The sequence below is a fragment of the Boseongicola sp. genome (assembly GCA_014075275.1).
GTDB lineage: Bacteria > Pseudomonadota > Alphaproteobacteria > Rhodobacterales > Rhodobacteraceae.
Genome location: CP046179.1, coordinates 2602074 through 2619561, shown reverse-complemented (window position 1 = coordinate 2619561; position 17488 = coordinate 2602074). Strand labels below are relative to the sequence as shown.

20 protein-coding genes and 2 pseudogenes are annotated in these 17488 nt (G+C 64.5%); 4 read left to right on the top strand and 18 right to left on the bottom strand.

Going from position 1 to position 17488, the window contains the following annotated elements; translation table 11 throughout:
* Nucleotides 1-8: 8 nt before the first annotated feature.
* The 8 genes from GKR98_13235 to GKR98_13200 are packed head-to-tail and all read right to left on the bottom strand — an operon-like array spanning nucleotide 9 to nucleotide 6412.
* Nucleotides 9-455, bottom strand: coding sequence for a peptidase (locus GKR98_13235; protein ID QMU59069.1), 447 nt, complete (start codon nucleotides 453-455; stop codon nucleotides 9-11).
* Nucleotides 452-1336 (bottom strand): DUF2163 domain-containing protein, encoded by an 885-nt coding sequence (locus tag GKR98_13230; protein QMU59068.1) that lies wholly within the window; start codon nucleotides 1334-1336, stop codon nucleotides 452-454. Before GKR98_13230 ends, GKR98_13235 begins: the two co-directional genes overlap by 4 nt.
* Complete coding sequence (locus GKR98_13225; GenBank protein ID QMU59067.1) at nucleotides 1333-1959, bottom strand: TIGR02217 family protein; 627 nt, start codon at nucleotides 1957-1959, stop codon at nucleotides 1333-1335. Before GKR98_13225 ends, GKR98_13230 begins: the two co-directional genes overlap by 4 nt.
* Nucleotides 1959-4376, bottom strand: coding sequence for a phage tail tape measure protein (locus GKR98_13220; GenBank protein ID QMU59066.1), 2418 nt, complete (start codon nucleotides 4374-4376; stop codon nucleotides 1959-1961). The genes GKR98_13225 and GKR98_13220 overlap by 1 nt, the downstream gene beginning before the upstream one ends.
* The gene (locus tag GKR98_13215) at nucleotides 4369-4557 is read right to left on the bottom strand and encodes a hypothetical protein (protein ID QMU59065.1); all 189 of its coding nucleotides are present in this window, start codon (nucleotides 4555-4557) and stop codon (nucleotides 4369-4371) included. The genes GKR98_13220 and GKR98_13215 overlap by 8 nt, the downstream gene beginning before the upstream one ends.
* Before the next feature lie 38 nt (nucleotides 4558-4595).
* A complete protein-coding gene (locus GKR98_13210; protein QMU59064.1) occupies nucleotides 4596-5033 on the bottom strand; it encodes a hypothetical protein in 438 nt (145 codons plus the stop codon).
* Entirely contained in the window at nucleotides 5033-5971 is a 939-nt protein-coding gene (locus tag GKR98_13205) for a hypothetical protein (GenBank protein ID QMU59063.1), read from the bottom strand. The genes GKR98_13210 and GKR98_13205 overlap by 1 nt, the downstream gene beginning before the upstream one ends.
* A gap of 24 nt (nucleotides 5972-5995) precedes the next feature.
* On the bottom strand, nucleotides 5996-6412 hold the full coding sequence (locus GKR98_13200; protein QMU59062.1) for an acyl-CoA transferase: 417 nt from the start codon (nucleotides 6410-6412) through the stop codon (nucleotides 5996-5998).
* Between the two features lie 135 nt (nucleotides 6413-6547).
* Here GKR98_13200 and GKR98_13195 point away from each other — a divergent pair, with 135 nt between their 5' ends.
* Nucleotides 6548-7252: a hypothetical protein gene (locus tag GKR98_13195; GenBank protein QMU59061.1), complete on the top strand. Its 705-nt coding sequence runs from the start codon at nucleotides 6548-6550 to the stop codon at nucleotides 7250-7252.
* Nucleotides 7253-7291: 39 nt separating this feature from the next.
* Here the strand turns inward: GKR98_13195 and GKR98_13190 are convergent, their stop codons facing one another.
* The 8 genes from GKR98_13190 to GKR98_13155 all read right to left on the bottom strand — a co-directional run bounded on the left by GKR98_13190 (nucleotide 7292) and on the right by GKR98_13155 (nucleotide 14964).
* Nucleotides 7292-7918 (bottom strand): hypothetical protein, encoded by a 627-nt coding sequence (locus GKR98_13190; protein ID QMU59060.1) that lies wholly within the window; start codon nucleotides 7916-7918, stop codon nucleotides 7292-7294.
* Entirely contained in the window at nucleotides 7915-8226 is a 312-nt protein-coding gene (locus tag GKR98_13185; GenBank protein ID QMU59059.1) for a hypothetical protein, read from the bottom strand. The genes GKR98_13190 and GKR98_13185 overlap by 4 nt, the downstream gene beginning before the upstream one ends.
* On the bottom strand, nucleotides 8226-8561 hold the full coding sequence (locus GKR98_13180; GenBank protein QMU59058.1) for a DUF2190 family protein: 336 nt from the start codon (nucleotides 8559-8561) through the stop codon (nucleotides 8226-8228). Before GKR98_13180 ends, GKR98_13185 begins: the two co-directional genes overlap by 1 nt.
* Before the next feature lie 78 nt (nucleotides 8562-8639).
* Nucleotides 8640-10694, bottom strand: coding sequence for a peptidase U37 (locus GKR98_13175; GenBank protein QMU59057.1), 2055 nt, complete (start codon nucleotides 10692-10694; stop codon nucleotides 8640-8642).
* 5 nt (nucleotides 10695-10699) lie between these two features.
* Nucleotides 10700-12256 (bottom strand): phage portal protein, encoded by a 1557-nt coding sequence (locus GKR98_13170; protein QMU59056.1) that lies wholly within the window; start codon nucleotides 12254-12256, stop codon nucleotides 10700-10702.
* Nucleotides 12256-12465 (bottom strand): hypothetical protein, encoded by a 210-nt coding sequence (locus GKR98_13165; protein QMU59055.1) that lies wholly within the window; start codon nucleotides 12463-12465, stop codon nucleotides 12256-12258. Before GKR98_13165 ends, GKR98_13170 begins: the two co-directional genes overlap by 1 nt.
* The gene (locus GKR98_13160; protein ID QMU59054.1) at nucleotides 12465-14456 is read right to left on the bottom strand and encodes a phage terminase large subunit family protein; all 1992 of its coding nucleotides are present in this window, start codon (nucleotides 14454-14456) and stop codon (nucleotides 12465-12467) included. Before GKR98_13160 ends, GKR98_13165 begins: the two co-directional genes overlap by 1 nt.
* Entirely contained in the window at nucleotides 14404-14964 is a 561-nt protein-coding gene (locus GKR98_13155) for a hypothetical protein (protein QMU59053.1), read from the bottom strand. The genes GKR98_13160 and GKR98_13155 overlap by 53 nt, the downstream gene beginning before the upstream one ends.
* Nucleotides 14965-15075: 111 nt before the next feature.
* On the opposite strand from GKR98_13155, the gene GKR98_13150 reads away from it, so the two are divergent.
* The 3 genes from GKR98_13150 (at nucleotide 15076) to GKR98_13140 (ending at nucleotide 15902) form a co-directional block, all read left to right on the top strand.
* Nucleotides 15076-15345, top strand: coding sequence for a hypothetical protein (locus GKR98_13150; GenBank protein ID QMU59052.1), 270 nt, complete (start codon nucleotides 15076-15078; stop codon nucleotides 15343-15345).
* A gap of 5 nt (nucleotides 15346-15350) precedes the next feature.
* Nucleotides 15351-15569: a hypothetical protein gene (locus tag GKR98_13145; GenBank protein ID QMU59051.1), complete on the top strand. Its 219-nt coding sequence runs from the start codon at nucleotides 15351-15353 to the stop codon at nucleotides 15567-15569.
* A 90-nt stretch (nucleotides 15570-15659) separates the two neighbouring features.
* Nucleotides 15660-15902, top strand: a complete 243-nt coding sequence (locus GKR98_13140; protein ID QMU59050.1) for a DUF3489 domain-containing protein — start codon at nucleotides 15660-15662, stop codon at nucleotides 15900-15902.
* Between the two features lie 92 nt (nucleotides 15903-15994).
* On the opposite strand, the pseudogene GKR98_13135 reads toward GKR98_13140, so the two are convergent.
* A pseudogene (locus GKR98_13135) lies at nucleotides 15995-16204 on the bottom strand (hypothetical protein).
* A pseudogene (locus GKR98_13130) lies at nucleotides 16201-17458 on the bottom strand (DNA methylase). The pseudogenes GKR98_13135 and GKR98_13130 overlap by 4 nt, the downstream one beginning before the upstream one ends.
* Nucleotides 17459-17488 lie beyond the last annotated feature (30 nt).

Here is a 17488-nt window from a genome sequence, read left to right as displayed (position 1 = left end):
TCGGGGTCTCAGCGTTGGGGGAACAGGAAGGCGAAGGCGATGCGCCGCCGCCAGGATGGAGTGAGCGGTTCCTCGATGACGCCGAGGCGCTCATAGGCGTGGAGGAAGGTGCCAGGCCCGGTGAGGATCCCGACATGTTTGGCAATGGCGCGGGGCTTCATGCGAAAGAGGACCAGCGCGCCGGGACCGGCTGCGGAGGGAGCAATCTCCGGCATCATGCGCCGAGCGCCCTCGGCCAGCACTTCGCGCGGCCCGGTTTCACCCCAGTCCCGGCTGTAGGGCGGGATCGGGAACGGTTCAGGACCGACGACTTCGCGCCAGACCCCGCGTGCCAACCCGAGGCAGTCGCAACCGACACCCCGAAGGCTGGCCTGATCGTGGTATGGCGTGCCGAGCCAGGAGCGCGCGATGGCGATGACGCGCTGGGGGTCGGCCGATGCGAGGGGTTTTGTCAAAGCACGGACCCTTCGTGTCCACCATCCTTGGTGGCATAGCGGAGCACCGCGTCCTGGCCGGGAATATGCGGGAATCCACGAAAGTTTGCTGTGTTGGCGAACTTCGCCCCGCAGGTCTCGATCCGCTTGTCGCAGCCTGCACGGATGGTGAAGGCATCACCCTCGGCGATACCGCGCACCGGTGCTTCGAGCAGCGTCAGCACCGCGATGCCATCGGTCACGTCGTGACCGAGCACCTCGGTCCGACGCCCCACATTCGCGCCGCTGGTCCATTCCACGGTGCCGAAATTGAACCATCCGGCTGTGAAGACACCAAGGCCAGAGGCGGTGAAGGCCCGATCACGCAGGAGATCGATGACAGCGCCGGTACCCTTGTAGGTGGGGTCCTCCAGATCGAGCCCGCAGCGCGCATCCCCGAGCACGGCATCGCAGGTCGCCTGAAAGGTCCGCCCGACCGTCTGGCCCAGCACATGCGCCAGCGAGCGCACCTCCGCGACGAAGGCCAGCCGCCCGCGCCGGATCTGACCGATGGCACCGCGGCGCATCAGCACGCGCTGGCCCGTGTCCGCCCAGTTCACCCGCCAGACTTCGACCTCGGCGTTGTCCCAGCGGCCGTCGAGAATGTCGGTCTCGGTGATGCGGTCGGAGGTCAGCACGCCCTCGGCGTCCTGCGCATCGACCGACAGGTCCGATCCCGACCGCACCTCGGAGGCCGTGAGGCCGCTCTCGGGCTCGAAATCAGTGCCGTCGAAGCTGACCGTCCGGTCGTGGTCGGTGAAGCCGAAACTCGCGTCGTCAGCCCGCGAAATCCGCCAGCACCAGGCGAGCGTTGTTGTCCCGTCGTCCAGATGCGCTTGCAGATCGGGATTGATGTTTTTCATCGGCGGAGTTCCAGCAAGGGTATGGAGGTGATCGAGCCCAGCCGCTCGAGATCAAGCGTCACGTCGAGCACGTCGGTGTCGAAGCGGACGGGTACGTCGAACTGGAAGCCCGCTGTGACGGCGATGCCAGCGCCCGGGGCGGCGCTGAAGGTGACAACGCCGGTCGTGGTGTCGACCGACCAGCCCGAGGGCTGCTCGACCCCACCAAGCGCGATGCGCACGGTTCCGGTCACTGGTTTAGCGATGGCGCGCGTCCAGGATTGCACCCCGGAGGTGTAGCGCTTGATTAGTTGGAAGGCGGTCGTCGCGCCGTCGCCGGTGCCAATCGCCTGATTGTTCGGTGCCGGCGTTCCCGAGGGAACGCAGGACTTGTGGTCGCCCCAGTCCTTGAACCTAAAGCCATGCAGCCGACCGTTGCGGGCCTCGAAGAAGGCCACGACCGCCGCCAGATCGTCCGCGCGGCGGATGCCATAGGCGACATCGTAGCGGCGGCGGCTGTTCGCCCAGCTGGCGTTGCGCTCCTCGTCGCCGGAAGCGAGTTCGACGATCTGGGTCCGCCGCTCGGGCCCGCCGCGCGCACCCCGGCTGATATTGTCGGGAAACCGGACTTCGTGAAACGCCATCACATACCCCTTCGCCCGAGCGAGACGGCGCGGGCGATGTCCGCCGCAACCTGCGTCCGGGACTGCCGGAAGCTCTCGGCGTCGCGCGCCATGATGGTGACATTCACGCCACCGGCTGCGCCGTAGCTCTGAGCTTCGCGGCGAGACAGCACGCGCTCGCCGCGTTGCAAGATGGCCGGAACTTCATCGTGGCGGAGCCCTGCAACGCCGCCGGCATGCATGCGAGGCGCTGCCGCGAAAGCCATCGCCGGGACCATCCGGCTTGGCGAAGAGTCTCCGACCATGCCGCCCGCGTGCAGGATGTTGGCGAAGATCCCGCCCGCGCCCCCCAGCGCGCCAGAGAGCGCGTTGGCAATAGGCCCGAGGATGAACCGCCTCGCCGCCAGCTTGGAGAGATCGGCCAGCAGCGAGGTAACCAGATCGCGGAAATCCAGCTTGCCGATTTTCACGAATTCGCCGACCGCATTCTCGGCCGACTGGAACGCGCTGACGAGGCTCTGGCCGATGTCCCCGCCAATCTCGCGCGCCTTGCTGGCATAGTCGCTGAGCGCTGCGGTGACCGCCTGCCAGCCGGAAACTGCGGCGTCGATGTCAGGTTCGGCTGCAGCGGCAGCAGTCTCGGCCGCTGCACCCGCACCCGTGGCCGCCTGTCCGGCATCGCCAAGGGCAGTTTCCAATCGCTCCGCCGCGTTGGTCGCCTCGGTCAGCGCGTTCGCGCCAGCTTCATCGCTGCCCCGCACCGCATCACGCAATGCCTGCCAACTGGCGAGTGGCGCGCGCGCGCCTTCGGCCAGATCGTGGGCCGCGCCACGATATGTGTTGGCCGTGGCAAGCGCAGTATTGGCCGCCGCAGTGAGCCCGAGATCGGGTGCGGAAAGCGGGTTATCCTCAAAAGCGCGGTCGAAGGCGGTCTGTGCGGCTGTGGTCGCGGCAGTTGCTGCGCCCTCAAACCGGTTCTCGATCTGACCAAGTTCGAGATCGGGAATGATCGAGATGCGACGCTCTGACCCGAGCGCTTCCAGCCCCTGGTTGATCCCCCCGATGAATGTGTTGATCCGCGAGACGACGCCGTTCAGCATCGCCTCAACGCCGTCGATCAGGCTGTTGGCCGCCTGAAACGCCAGATCGCCGATGGCGGCTGGCAGCAGTCCCCAGATCGCCTTGATCGCCTCGTAGGCCCCCTCGAAGGTGTTCGCGGCCGTGTTGCCGAAAGTCACGACGCTTTCGATGGCGCTCTGCATACCCGACGCCGCATCAGACTTCAGATCGAAAAACATTGCAGTGGCCGCAGCGCCCGCCGCAGCTGCCCCCATCTTGATGCGGTCCCACACCTCGACGGCGAGGTCCTTCAGAAGCGACATCGCCTCTCCAAATCCGCCCGCGCCAGTAACAAGGCGGGTGAACTGGTAGACGAGCTCGCCCGCGCCAACGATCAACGCGCCGATGCCGGTGCGGATCAGTGCCCCACGAAGGAGCACCAGCGCGGTGGCGAGGCCACGGACCGAGAGAGCTGCGACGGCAATCCCGGCGACCCAACGCCCTGCAAGAAAAGCCACAAACGTAGCGGCATAGGTGGTCAGACGGCCGATGTTGTCGAAGACACTGCGGATCGCGATGCCGAGCGGGCCTGTGCGGCTCGCAACCGCCGCCATGGCATTCGCGACCGCTTCCAGCGCGGGTGCCGCAGCGACCGTCAGCTGGTTCGACAGCCCGCGCCAGATCAGCCCCAACCTTGAGATGGCGTCGTTCGTCTGCTCGATCTGGTCGGCATCCTGCTCCGACACGACGACGCCGAAGGCCAGAACATCCTCTTTCGCCTGGCGCAGCGTCGCGGTGTCGATCCGCGACATGGCGATGGAGCCTTCCTCGCCAAAGAGCTGACCGGCGACGGCCGCGCGTTCGGCTGCGGGCACAAATTCCTCGATGGCCGCGTTGATCGCGCCCACACGCTGATCCAGCGGCAGGGAAATTAGGTCGGCAGCCGAAAGCCCCAGCCGATCCAGCGCGTCGGCGGCAGGTCCGGTCCCGGCGGCCGCCTGGCTGAGACGGCGCGTCAGATCCTTGGTGGCCTGCTCGATGCCGGACATCGACACGCCCGCCAGCTCGCCCGCGCGCTCCAGCGTCTGGATCGAGGCGACGGTGGTCCCCAGCGACTGCGCGAGCTTGGCCTGCGCATCGACGGTTTGCAGCCCGGATCGGACCATCGCCACGCCAGCAGCAGCGGCGGCGGCCACGGCGGCAGCGGCAGCCACTGCAACACGACGGGAGAACGCCGCAAGTCGGGCGTTGGCCGCCTCCATCTCGCGGCTGAGCCGCCCGAACCCTCGCACCCCGGCCTCACCGACACCTTCCAGTTCGGCGCGCACCTGTCGGCCACCGACCGCGGCAAGGCGGACAGAAACGCGCTTTTCAGCCATTGGAATGATCCATCTGTTCGTTGAGCTTCGCAACCATCACGGATTCAATGACGGGCAGCAGTTCGGCCATGGCCAGGGGTGGGATGCCGAGCGCGTCACCGAGAGCGAGCGCAGCGGTCAGGTCCCAGCCGATCACCGCACCCGGCAGAACGCGGAGCTGGCCGCCGAGACGGTCGACCAAGTCCCAGACCTGCCAACCCTCGTAAGTCAGCGGCCGGTTCAGCCACGCCGGGCAGTCTTCGCACGCCGTTTGGCAGGCGTCGCAGTAGCGTTCGCCCCCGCCGAAGGACCACTCGGCAAGGACGCGGAGACGTTTTTTTCCTGTTCCAGCAGCAGGCCTTTGGAGACGTAGGTCAGCTGGAAGGCCTCGAAGATAGGCCAGACATCGAGCAGCGCGTCGATGGCCTCGGGGCTGGGATCGATCGGCTCGCCGTCCGCGTCGCCGATGCCGTCCCAGGCGAGCACCGCCCTCCGTGCGAGAGCTTTGGCGAAGGCCACGGCGCGCTCCTCGTCGGAGGCCTCTTTGGGGACCGCTTCGACGGCGGGATCGCTGCGGGTGGCCACCATCAGCGCGGTAGTCAGCGGTCGCAGTTGCGCCCGCACGCCGGGGGCAAGACTATGCCAGCGCGGCGCGTTCGTTAGGTCGAGCGTGAGCATCAATATGTCTCCACATCGTTCAGGAGGGTTGCGGTGCACATCCGGCCGACGACGCTGTCGCGGGCGGCTTGCCAGTCGAAAGTGGCCTGCACGCCCTGCGGCCCGGAAATCTCGATGCGCGGGCGTGGCAGGTAGACGGCGTGCACGGTGAAGGTGAAGCTTTCGCCCGAGGGCAGCAGATAGGCGAACTCAAGCTCGCAAGGATCGCCATTGATCGCCTGCGTCACCAGTGTCTGGTCAGCGAAGCGCACCTCGATGGAGCCGGTCAGCGCAGCGATGGACGGGTCCGCGCCGTCGATGCGGCCGTCCGAGCGGATGGTCTCGATGCGGTCGAGGTTGTTGGCGTAGGTAATGTCGGCCGAGACCACATTGCCGAGGGCAGATCCGTTGCGGGTGATCGCCCCATTGAAATGGCCGAAGCGCTGCAATTCCAGCGCGGCGGGCGTGCCTGCGCTGGTCGTTGTGCCCACCGTCTCGCCCTGCGCCACCAGCCGGGATGTCGCGGTCAGCAGCCCCGAGCGCTGCATCTGCCAGTTGATCTGGTCGAGTACACAGCCGGAATACATCGCGTAGCGCGGCACTTCGGGCATGCCGGTCTCGATGGACATGCTGGGCAGCATCCAAGACCCCGACTGAAACTCGTGCGTCCAGGGACCGGTGCCAGATGTGGTCGGGTCGCCAAAGGTCGCCTTCAGCCAGAAGCCGAAGGCCTCGGCGTCGAGCGGCACGACGACATCGCCGTCTGCCGTCACCGCATCCTTGATCGGTGCCAGCGGATCGCGGCCGTAGCCCAGCAGTTCCGAGTTCAGCAGCGGCTGCTCCGCGCCGAGCGAGGTGCTGGCGAAGGGCATCTTGGTGAAGCCGCCGACTGGCGGCGTGCCATAGGTCGTTTCGAACGCAAGCGCCATCTGCGCCCGCGCCCCTTGGGCTCGTGCCATCGTATTCTCCTTGAATTGTCAGGGTCAGCCGAGCGGATCGGCCGTTGAATAATGCAGCACCACCGGGATCACGGCCGCCTTCAGGCTCGCCGCGCCTTCGACCGGCAGATCGACCGGGCGTGGCGCTTCTGCTTCGACCCAGTCGCATAGGCCGCCGAGCGTGCGGTCGGCGGCAATTGCCGTGCCGATGCTGGCGGTCAGCGTGTCGAAGACGGCGTCACGGTCGGTGCCCTGCACGACCGCCTCAATCTCGGCACGGTGCTGGTAGTGGTAGCGCAGGGGCGACAGTGTTACCTCGGGATCGCCTGGCTCCCCATCCCGAAGGATCAACAGGCCATCGGCGGGTATGCGCTCGGGCAAGACCTCACCCCGCAGGGCGGTTGCGGCCAGCGTCAAAAGCCGCGCCTGCAGCGCGGTGAGAATGGTTTCACGAACAGTCATGGTGTCTTTCCGGGCTCGACAGTAGAAATTGCTGGCTCAATGCACCCATGAGCTCCGGAAAAAAGGCTGCGAACTGCGATGGAAGGAGCTCGGGAAAACTACTAAGTCTTGTGTGGGTTTTCACTAGGAAGTCAGATGATTACAGACAGATTCGAAGATTTTGCACAGTCGCTGCGAGTTTTCATTGAACAGAAATACAGATTCCAAGAACTATTCCTCATCGATTCAAGCGAGGCGATCGGCAATGTTGAGCTCGCCTGTAAGAGCATGCTCGACACATTCGCCAGCTTGTACGACGCAGTTCGAGAAACTCAGGAAGTCGATTTTGATTTTTATGCACACCCGCTTTGTTGCGCTGTTCTTGCATACAGAAATGCCAAGCATCACAATAAAGCGCACGGCATCCGCAGTGTGCACCGCCATGCGCAGCAGAACGAACGCCAAGACTACCTCCTTGTAGATTTTCCTGCTGGGGACGGCGAAGACGGCGGAGGGTTCATTGACCACTACGCTTCTTGGGGAGACTTTTGTGTGCTCCTCGACATGCCAAGGGATCAAAGCCGCTTGCGCGCAAATGCTCGGAACCTCGTCAGACACCGCATCGAGGCAGATGGATTTGAACGTTTCGCTGATCAGGACGGAGTTCCAATCCATCGGGTCTTTATAAACATGATTCCAATAATAATTGGCGCTGGATCAGAGTTTATTACCTATTTGAAGCCACATATTCGCGCTCAAAGTGTGGAGGCCGAGCATTTCGTTTCGCATTTCGAACATGTGGAGCAAGCCAACTTTTCTCGACCTAAATACTTGGAGTTAACGAGTTCGGTTTTTGGTTAGGGTTGCTTGGCACGAGGAAACGATAGCCAATTTCCGATCCTATCGCTGAACAACCCATTTCGCCACGATCAGCCCCGGGACGCTGTCAAGCGCCCGGTCTGCATCCCGCGCGAGGTCCAGCCGCTTCGGCAGTTTCACCTGCGGCACGAGCAGGAAGATCGGCGCGGTGACCTTTCCGCGCCCGGTCTTGGAGCGGGACACGACCGCCTGACCCTTCGTGTTCAGCCGTCCCTCTGCCACCAGCAAGCTCGGCCCCGTGCGACGATAGACGAAACGCAGGCGCAGCCCGCGTCGCCGTTCCCATTCGCCGGGGGTTATCCTGCCGCCGCGCAGCGACTTGCCTGCGGCGGGCAGCGGGATCGCCAGCCAGAACCCGTCTTTCGAGCGGATCAGCGGGCCGGTGTCATGCGCTCCCACGATGACCGGGGCCTTGGACCAGACCAGCGCGGCTGCATCCAAGCTCTCGCCCGACCTCGGGAAGTTCTGGTTGCGGATCGAGTTGGCAAGCCGTCGCCCCAATCCCGCGCCAGTGATCTGCGTGCGCCAGGCAGTCTTGAGCCCGGTCCCGGCCTCGCGCATGGCAGCTGTCACAGCACGTTCGCCCGCCGCGACCTCCGCTGCCATCATGGCGACGATGTCCGGATCGATGTCGAGCTTCAGCTTCACGCGGGCCTCAGATCAACAGTCCAGACCAGCCGCTCCCGGTCCCGGACGGGTTCGCCCTGAATGAGGAAGGCGTCGCCATCCATTTCCAATCGGTCGCCGGGACGCGGTGCCGGAACTTCCGCGACGCGAAGATCGATCCGGGTCGTTTCCGACCAGAGCCGCGCATCGCCGAATTCGGTGATGGCATCAGCCTGCCGGGAGACGACGCGCACCAGCACGGGCGCGCCGCCATCGGAGGTGTAGACCGCCTCACGCCCGATGTTGGGATCCGCGAACAGAGCATCCAGAATGGCGGCAAACGCCGTCATCAGAAACTGCCGTTCAGGCGCACCCGGCCGATCAGGTCACCCGCGCCGCCCGCAACAGACTCAACGGCCACACCGATCAGCGTGTTCGCGGTGGCGGTCTTGGTGGCTTCCTTGTTGGTGTTGTCCCAATAGACCTTGTCACCGGTGGACCAGGCTTGGCTCGCGACTTTCTTCAGGTCGAAGACTCCGATGAGGGCGGTCTCGACCGTCTCGGCATTGGCAGCATCCCCGGCGGCCACGCCGAAAATAGAGCCGACGAGCAGGCCATCGCCGGAGGTCACGGCGTAGGGCGCGGTCAGGGTGATGGTGTTGCCGGGCTGGACGTAGTTTTTCATTGCGGGATCCTTTGCAAAATGGAACGGGCGGCCCGATTGGACCGCCCGTTAGAGGTGAGATGTCAGGGACGGCCCGTTTTATGCGCCGGGGTTCTTGTAGAGGCCGCGCCAGTCGATGGCCTTTGCGCCGAAATCGAGGCGGCACTTGATCTCGACGCCGTCGACGTCGAAGCCGTTCCGGGTCTCAATGTACGCGCCCTGCTGACCCTCGAGATAGGCGTACTCGATGGTGTCGATCTGGTTCGGGCTGGCCGCGAGGTACCAGGCGGTTACGCTGGCGGCATCGAGGCGTGGCTCGCTGATCGGCGCGAGGGTGCGGATCGACTGCGGCACGACATTGGACGTCGCTGCGGGCACCAGGTTCTGGGCGACCATCTGCTCCGCCTTCAGTTCCAGCGAGGCGGGCACGATCAGGAAGGCGGGGCGGACGTTCAGCACCGTCTTCTTGTCGAGCCCGGTCTGCTTGGCCATCGCCGCGCGGGCCGCACCGACAGCATCGACCGCCAGCGCTGCGCCTGTTCCTGCGAGGTTCTTGTGGCTGGTGTGGAACAGGGCGTTGCCGTCCGCCATCGCCGGGTTGGCGGTGATGATGCCCCAGACGACGTCCGATTCCAGCTGGGCGATGGAGTTGCCGTACATCGCGGGGATCCGAGTGAAGGCGTCGAGATCGTCGTTGATCAGCGTCTGGCGGGTGATGGCGACCACCCGGCCATAGGTCTTGACCTTGTAGCTCTCCTTGCTCTCGCCGAGTGTCCCGCGTTTGAACTCGCCGCTTTCGCCCACCTCCAGCAGCTGCGGCGCTTCGCCGAGCTGGACCCGGTGCATCGCCTTGAAGTCGGTGGCCAGAACCTGGCGGCAGAACAGCATGAATGTGCGGGGATAGGCGTCATAGGCCTGCCGCAGGGTCTTGTTGGTGACCGCCGAGAGGATCTCCGGGAAGTCGGACGTCGAATGCAAGGCCCGCGTTGCCACCTCGTCGCGAGACAGGCCCCGCGTATTGACCCCAGCATTGCCAAGGCTCTCGCGGGCCAGTTCCATGAGCGTCATGCCACGATACTGGCGAGCGGCATCTTCCAGAGTGAACAGCGTTGGGCTGTAACGGTGCAGAAGCGCGTTCGCGACGGCATCGCGGCGGGTGATCTGCTCGTCGCGGCCGCCGAGTGGGATCGACACCTGGCTGAAGGTGCGGGTTTCTTCGGATTTGGAGGCGACCTGATCGAGGATCAAACGCCGGGCTTCGCCGATATCCGTGCCGCGCTTGACCAGATCCTCGGCAAAGCTGCGCTCGAGGTTCAGCCGCCCGGCCAGATCATAGATTGTGGACACCCGGTCACGCTCCGTCTCGCGGGCCCGGGTCGCAACAGCTTCAGTGTCAGGCACAACGGGGGCATCGGGCTTCTGCGGCTTTGGCTGCGCGCGGGTCTCAACGGCAGCAACCTTCGGCTCGGCCACAGGCGTCTTCGGTTCAGTCATGGTGGTGTCCTCGGCAGCATTGATGTCGCTGGGCTGATCTTTGGCCTCTGCGGCCAGGGCGTTGGGTTTTTCCGTCATCGGGATGGCTCCTGTTTGAGTGGGTGGGACGTCCCGGCGATGGAGGACGCAATCGTGAAGTTGGGATTGGGCGCGAAACCCTGCGGCGGGATCTGCCCCGACCGGCACGGCGGACACCTCGAAGGGCGTCCAGTCCACCGCGCGCCAAAGCTCGCGAGCCGCTTCGGGCTTGGACACTTCGAACCGGTGGACCTGGTAGCCGATGGACACCGCCCGGATATGGCCCGCCTGGATATCGCGCCAGATCGGTTCGACATCGGCGCGCTCAGAAATCCGGACCTGCGCAATGCCGCGACCGTTTTCGATCCGGGCAGACCCCGGGACGACCGAGCCGATCACGGCATCCAGCGTTTCGATCTCATGCACCTTCAGAAACGGCGCGCCGGCGTTCAGACGATCGAGCCGCACATGGTCTGGATCGAGGCTCAATTCCTCGTCGTAGGGTTCGCCGAACAGGGTCGATCGACGAACCCGAGCGCCCGCTGACCAGATCACCTCGACGGTGCGGGTGTCGGTGTCCGCTGAGTTCAGCGCAAGCTCCGCCATCCGGCGCAAGGCCGGGATTTCGATCATTGTGTCCATGTTGGTCAGTCCTGTTGGTCGGCCTGCGCCGGATCGGTTTCCGCGTCAGCGGTGGGCTCGTCGTCGGCCGGTTCGTCGGCATCCGGATCGGTGGCCGGGTCGCTGGTCTGCGCGCTCCCGGTCTTGGTGACTCGTCGCGGGTCGCTGTCGAGAACCAGCCCGAGGGCATCGAGCTTGGCGTTGGTCGCAGCGATCTCGGCCAGCACCGCGTCCGGATTGCGGCCCTGCCGGGCGATCACCTCGGCCAGCGTCATGGTGCCAGATCGGATCGACAGCAGGTTCGCCATCGCGTCCTTCTGCGGATCGACCGCCTCGAACTTCGGCGGCGACCATTCGACCGGTACGTCCGGCGATGGGATCTGGCCCGCCGCCCATGCGGCTTCCGTGAACCAGCGCCAGACCGGGGCGCAGAACATCGGGATGAACAGCTGCCACTGGACGGCATCGATCTGGCGGCGGAATTCAACCAGCCCCGCGCGGATCGAGGAATAGTTCACCTGGGAGAGATCGCCGGTCAGCAACTCATACGGCACGCGGAACCCGGCCGAGATCGTATGCAGGCTCGCCCGCTTGTATTCTGCATAGCCGCCCGTAGCCGAAGGCTGGTTAAATCGAATGTCCTTGCCGCCGCGCGCATAGGCAATGAGGCCAGGCTCGAACTGCTCGACGCGGTTTCCATCAGCATCGACCACGGAGGGAGCGATGCCCTGCTGCGCCTCGTCGTCGCCGAAGACGATGGCGGTGACGCAGGCCTCGGTCTTCTTGCGGACCAGTTCGGCCACCTCGTAGTCGTCGAGGTCGCGCAAACTGCGGATCACCGGCGCGCCCCAGGGAACGCCGCGCGCCTGCGTGCGCTGCTTCTCGTAAACATGGGCGATCTCGGTCGCCGGGACCGGGCGGCTCTGCAACCCGTTCTGCAACGTGCCATAGGCATCACCCGGATGTTCGGCATGCAGCCAATAGGCCCGGCGTTTGCCGACTGGATCGAACTCGATCCCCTGGACGAGGCGTCCCGCGCCGATGGTGCCGGATTTCGTGGTGTCGAGGAAGTCGGCCTCCAGCACCTGCACTTGCAGCGGGACAGGCAAGCCATCCGCTGCGCGGCGCAGACGTCGGCGCACCAGGACCTCACCTGCCTCGACCATCTCGCGGCAGATCAACGTCTGCAGCCCATAGAAGTCGAGCTGGCCGTCGGCGTCAGCGGCGTCCGACCACCTTGCGAAGAGCGCATCGACCTTCCGGTCCAGCTTGTCATTGCCGCTCGCCGCCCGAGGCATGATGCCCGCACCGACAATGTTGTTTACCAGCACCGCCACGGCCTTGGCCGCATGCGGGTTGTTGCGGACCAGATCGCGCATCCGGTCGCGCAGCAGCGCCCCGGCCACGCCAACCTCGGTATCGGCCGAGGTGCCCGGCGCACGCCAGCCGTCGGTCCGTCGCCCCTTCGAGGCACCATCATAGCCCCGCGTCAGGGTTTCGAATGCCTGCCGCGCCAGCACACGACGGGCCGCCGTGCGTGGTGCCACCGAGGCAATCGCATGGTCAAACCAGTTGGCCCACATCAGCGATCCCCGCGCGAGAAGCCCGCGAGCCCAGCGATTGGCACCGGTTGTGTGGTGCCCGCTATGGCCCGCTCGATGGTGCGGATGCGCACCAGCAGATCCTCGGCCGAGCCATAGTCGACCGACTTGCCGTCATAGCTGACCCGGGTCGTGCCGCTGGAATAGGCCCGGCGCAACGCGGACAGCTCGGTTTCGGTCCAGTCTGCCATCAAAACCATCCTCCGCGCCGTCCGAGCCAGTCGGATTGACGTTTGCCTTGCGACGTCTGCGCTTGCCTGTTGATCTGCCCCGCGGGATCCGCAGAGGCGTCGGCGACACCGAGTTGATCCTCGAGGTCACGCCATTTCTCGTCGGTCCAGCGATCCGCACCCGCGATCCAGGCGGCGGCGCGGGCATAGACCCGGCAATCCAGCGCCTCGTTGCGCTCGCGCAGCTTCTGCCATTCCAGTCGGGCAAAGCCACGCTTCGTGCGCACCGTGACCAGTTGCTCGGCCACGAACTGCTTCAGCCATTCGTTCTCGACCCAGTGCGGCAGATGCACCGTGCCGGGTGAGAATTCTGCGCCGTTAGCGCGTTCCTCCTCGGTTGGCCGTTCCAGCCGCAGGAAGCGATAGGTCTCGGCCTTGAAGGTCGATACTGCCACGGTCCAGAGCCGTGCGCCGCGGCGCAAACGCTTGCCGCCCTCGGTCGCGTCCACGTAAGTGGGCCCCGACACAGGGCTGGCCCGGTTGAAGCCTTCGACACCCTTGACTGGTGCGACCTGTGCAAACCCTTGGGCCCGCGACCAGCCATAGACCGCCGGGGCCTCATAGCCAGTGTCGATGGCAAGCCGCGCGATCTTCAGATGCGCGCCACGCTCGTGCGGCCACGTCCGGCCGAGCAGTTCGGTCAGGTCGCCCCAGGCCTCATGCCGGTCGGGGCCGCCCTCGATCACGATGTGATCGAGCAGCCAGCTTTCCAGCCCACGGCCCCAGGCCCAGACATCGACTTCGATCCGGTCTTTCTGGACGTCGGCCCCAGCGGTCAGGAACAGCCCGCCCGCAGGCACAATGCCCGGTTTCCAGTGCTCGCGCCGGTCGTAGAGCCGCTGCCAATCCGGCGCTTCGCCGGTTTCGACCCAGGTCTCGCCGAGGATCGTGTTGCGGAAGGCCTTGATCGCTTCGTCCGATCCTTGCGCCGCATCCCACGCCCGCACGATCCGCTCCCAGCTGAGCCAGCCGATGGGTGAATAGAGCGCGGAGAGGTGGTAGCCGACCGTGTTGGGATCGGCCGCCGTGGCGGTCGGTCGCCATTCGCCAGCCTCCAGCATGGCCGTCTTGTTGTGGTCCGCGATGGGCGTCTCACAGTCCTCACAATGATATTCCGCCGTTTCCGGCTGTCCCTTCTGCCAGCGCAGTCGTTCGAATTTAAGCCACTGCATCGCGCCACAATGCGGGCATGGGACGAAAAACCGGCGCTGATCACTGGCCTCATAGTCCCGTTCAATCCGGCTCATCCCGCGAATGGTCGGGGTTGAGACCAAGAACACCTTGCGCCGGTGGGCGAAGGTCAGCGAACGCGCTTCCGCTAGCGTAACCGGATCACCCTCATCGTCGGCGGACGCCGGATAGGCATCGACCTCGTCGAGGAAAATGTAGCGCGCCGGGGTCGAGCGCAGCCCCACGGCCGAGTTTGCCCCGGTCATGATCAGGATACCGCCCGCGAATTCCTTGGACAGCATCGTATTGCCCGCGTCGCGCGACCGGGCCGGTTTTACCCGTTCCCGCAGTTCCGGACTTTCATCAATCAGTGGATCAATCCGTTGCCTCGAGTTCCGTTTCGCCAGTTCCACCGTCGGCTGGACGGCCAGCATCGGCCCCGGCGCTTGGTGGATAGCGAACCCAATCCAGTTGTTGCCGGCCTCGGTCGCGCCGACCTGCGCCGCCTTCATGAACACGATCCGCTGTGTCGGGTCGCCGGGCGACAGCCGGTCCATGATTTCGCCCATGTAAGGCGTGCGCGCCGTGCGATACCGGCCCGGTTCGGCCGAGGCACGCCCTGACAACATCCTGTGCCGATCTGCCCATTCCGAAACCGTCAGGTCCGGATCCGGCGTGAGGCCTGCGCCCCAGGCGCGCAGGATTTCCACCGCGCCGTCGAAGTCGTCCTCACCGGAGATCGGGTTTGACCTCGGCAAGATCGTCGAGCTGGGCACGGACATGTTTCTCCAGAATCTTCTGCATCGCGGCGGGCTCCACACCCAGATCGGCCGCCATCAACGCCGCCGCACGCGCGGGCCAGTTGACCCAAACGTCACGCTCCTGCCGCGCCAGCCGAAACACCAGCGACAGAGCACGCGCCCGGTCGATCAACTCGCCCTTCAGCTTATGCAGCCGGAGACGGCGCTCCTGCGCCTTCAGCACTTCATTGGCCGTCTTGGCCTGCAGAAACGTGGTGCCACTGCCGACGGGAGGTGCGGCCATTCCCTGTTCGCGCAACGTTTCGCCCACGGCGGAAACCGCCGCCTCCGGGACCGGTTTGAGTTTCGGCTTCGGTGCCTTGCGAGTTTTGGACGGGTCGGTCGCCTCCGCGCGCAGAGCATCGCTGGCTGCCGCGTCAATGCTGCCATCGGCGTGTAGAACCAGCCGCCCCGTCGCCTTGGCCTTCTGGATTGCCCCGCGCGAGAGGCCGACGCGGGCGGCGTATTGGCGCTCGCTCAGACCCTCCATGGCGCGCTCCGATTATCATTTAAAATCATGTGCTTATGTAGTTGATAAGCCTCCGCACCAGAGCGAACGTGATCTCAAGAGAACGATGCAACTCACAACGGAGCCACCAAGATGACCCGCCTGAACCCGATCACCACACCCCGCCACCAACTGCGCGCCGAGAAGGCTGCGCGGAACCGCGAAGCTGCGATCAACGCCTTCCTTGGCAAGAAAGCCGAGATCGACAACATGCTCGCCCGGCTTCAGAGCCTCAGCGACGAGCACTTCAACTGCCACCCCGACGAAATCAACTGGGGCCATGTTGGCACCCTTGAGCATTACGCCAGCTTGCTGAAGCGCATCACCGACAGCGCCTTCAGTGAAGGCGAGCACGCGGAGTAAGCGCCATGGAAACCAGCACAATTCGTATCGCAATTCGAAAACTGCCCGATCAATTCGATCGCAGCCGCATCAGCGTAGTCCTTGACGAGATCGAATGCGCCTTGATGGACGACGGTGGCGTTTATGTTCGCGCCTACGCCGACAGCATGACGATCACCATCGAGGTGCCCACCAATCAACTGATCGACGCAGCCGCCTGTCTGAAAGACATCGGTCTGGTCTGAACTGCACAGACCTCAAGATACGCCCCGCACTCGCGGGGCCTGTCTCGGTAGAAGGACGCATGTCGCGATCCTCAAATACTGGAGACACTTATGGCTCAGAAATCCACACCGAAAACAACCGCGACGGCCCCGCACCCGACCAAGCAGCAGATCGTGATTGACCTCCTGCGTCGGCCCGAAGGTGCGACCATCGAAGAGATCACCGCTGCCACCGAGTGGCAATCGCATACGGTGCGCGGCGCCATGTCCGGCGCGCTCAAGAAAAAGCTTGGCCTCGCTATCACCTCGGAAATGGTGGATGCGCGCGGACGCGTCTATCGTATCGAAGACTGATCCCGCGCCGCTGCACCGCCGAAGTCGCGGCGGTAAGGGAGTCTTGCGCGAACAGAGCCGTCGCTTGTCTGGAGCGGCGGCTTTGTTGATCGGACCCGGATTGCCTCGAAGACCCGCCGCAGGACATAGGACCGCACGATGCTGACGACGGTAAAGACCGCCCCCATTTGCAAGTTCTGCGCCAGCGTCGTGTGCAGCCCAAACATCGGGAAGATCAGGATCTGCGTCAGCACAGCGACGCCGTAGCCAACCGTGACATTCGCAATCGCTTCACAAAATGACATCAGACGGGATTGCTTCATTGGCTACCCCGCTCTGAGCGCAGATCATCAAAACTGGTCCCGGCGCCTTCAAGAACAGCGTGCTTGCCAGTAAACTGCTGCCACCGTTGAACAGCCACATCGACATACGCCGGATTAAGTTCAATCCCGTAGCAGACCCGCCCCGTGGTTTCCGCCGCGATTAGCGTAGTGCCCGAGCCCATAAAAGGCTCGTAGACAGCTTGGCCCGGACTGGAATTGTTCAGGATCGGACGGCGCATACATTCGACGGGCTTCTGGGTGCCGTGTACGGTTTCCACGTCCTGATCCTTGTTCGCGATCTGCCATAGCGTCGTTTGTTTGCGGTCGCCCGCCCAGTGGCCCTTGCCGGTTTTCTTCACCGCATAAAGGCACGGTTCGTGCTGCCAGTGATAATCACCGCGGCTCAGCACCAGCCGATCCTTGGCCGATTGCCAAGCTCCAGCCTTATGCGAAGAACGCAAAGATGCATGGCGCGGATCAGGTCGCATGCAGCGCGCCATGCCAGACATAGGCCACATCGCCAGGGAAGAGCGCCCAAGCCTCGCGCCAGTCAGCGCGGTCATCATTTAGCACCTTGCCGGTGCGCTTTGTGGCCGCGGCTCCTGCCTTGTTGCGCCAGCCGGGATCATAGTCGACGCCGTAAGGCGGATCGGTCACCATCAGCTGCGGCTTCACATCACCGAGCAGAAGCTCGACATCGGTGGCCACGGTCGCGTCACCGCAGAGCAACCGATGCTTGCCGAGCAACCAGAGATCGCCAGGGCGGCTGATTGGGGTCTCGGGGGCCTCGGGAACATCGTCCTCGCCCTCGCGGGAGGCTGTTTCAGGATCAACGTCTCCGGCCAACAGCGCTTCGAGTTCAGCGTCATCGAAGCCGATGAGCGAGAGATCGTAGTCCTCTGCCAGCAGGTCGTTCAACTCAGCCGATAGCAACGCTTCATCCCAGGACCCTAGTTCCGTCAGTTTGTTGTCCGCAATCCGGTAGGCCCGACGCTGTGCTTCGGTCAGATGTCCCAGCACGATCACGGGGGCCTCAAGCAGCCCCAGCTGTGTGGCGGCAAGCACACGGCCGTGGCCTGCGATCAATTCTCCGTCGTCCGCGACCAGGCAAGGAACGGTCCAGCCAAACTCGGCCATGCTGGCCGCGATCTTTGCGACCTGATCCGCGCCATGCATCTTTGCGTTCTTCGCATAAGGCTGGAGCTTGGCAATCGGCCAAGTCTCGATTGCGTCGGGGGCAAAGCTCAGGGTCATAATGTTCAGCTCGCCTCAATGGGGTGGACC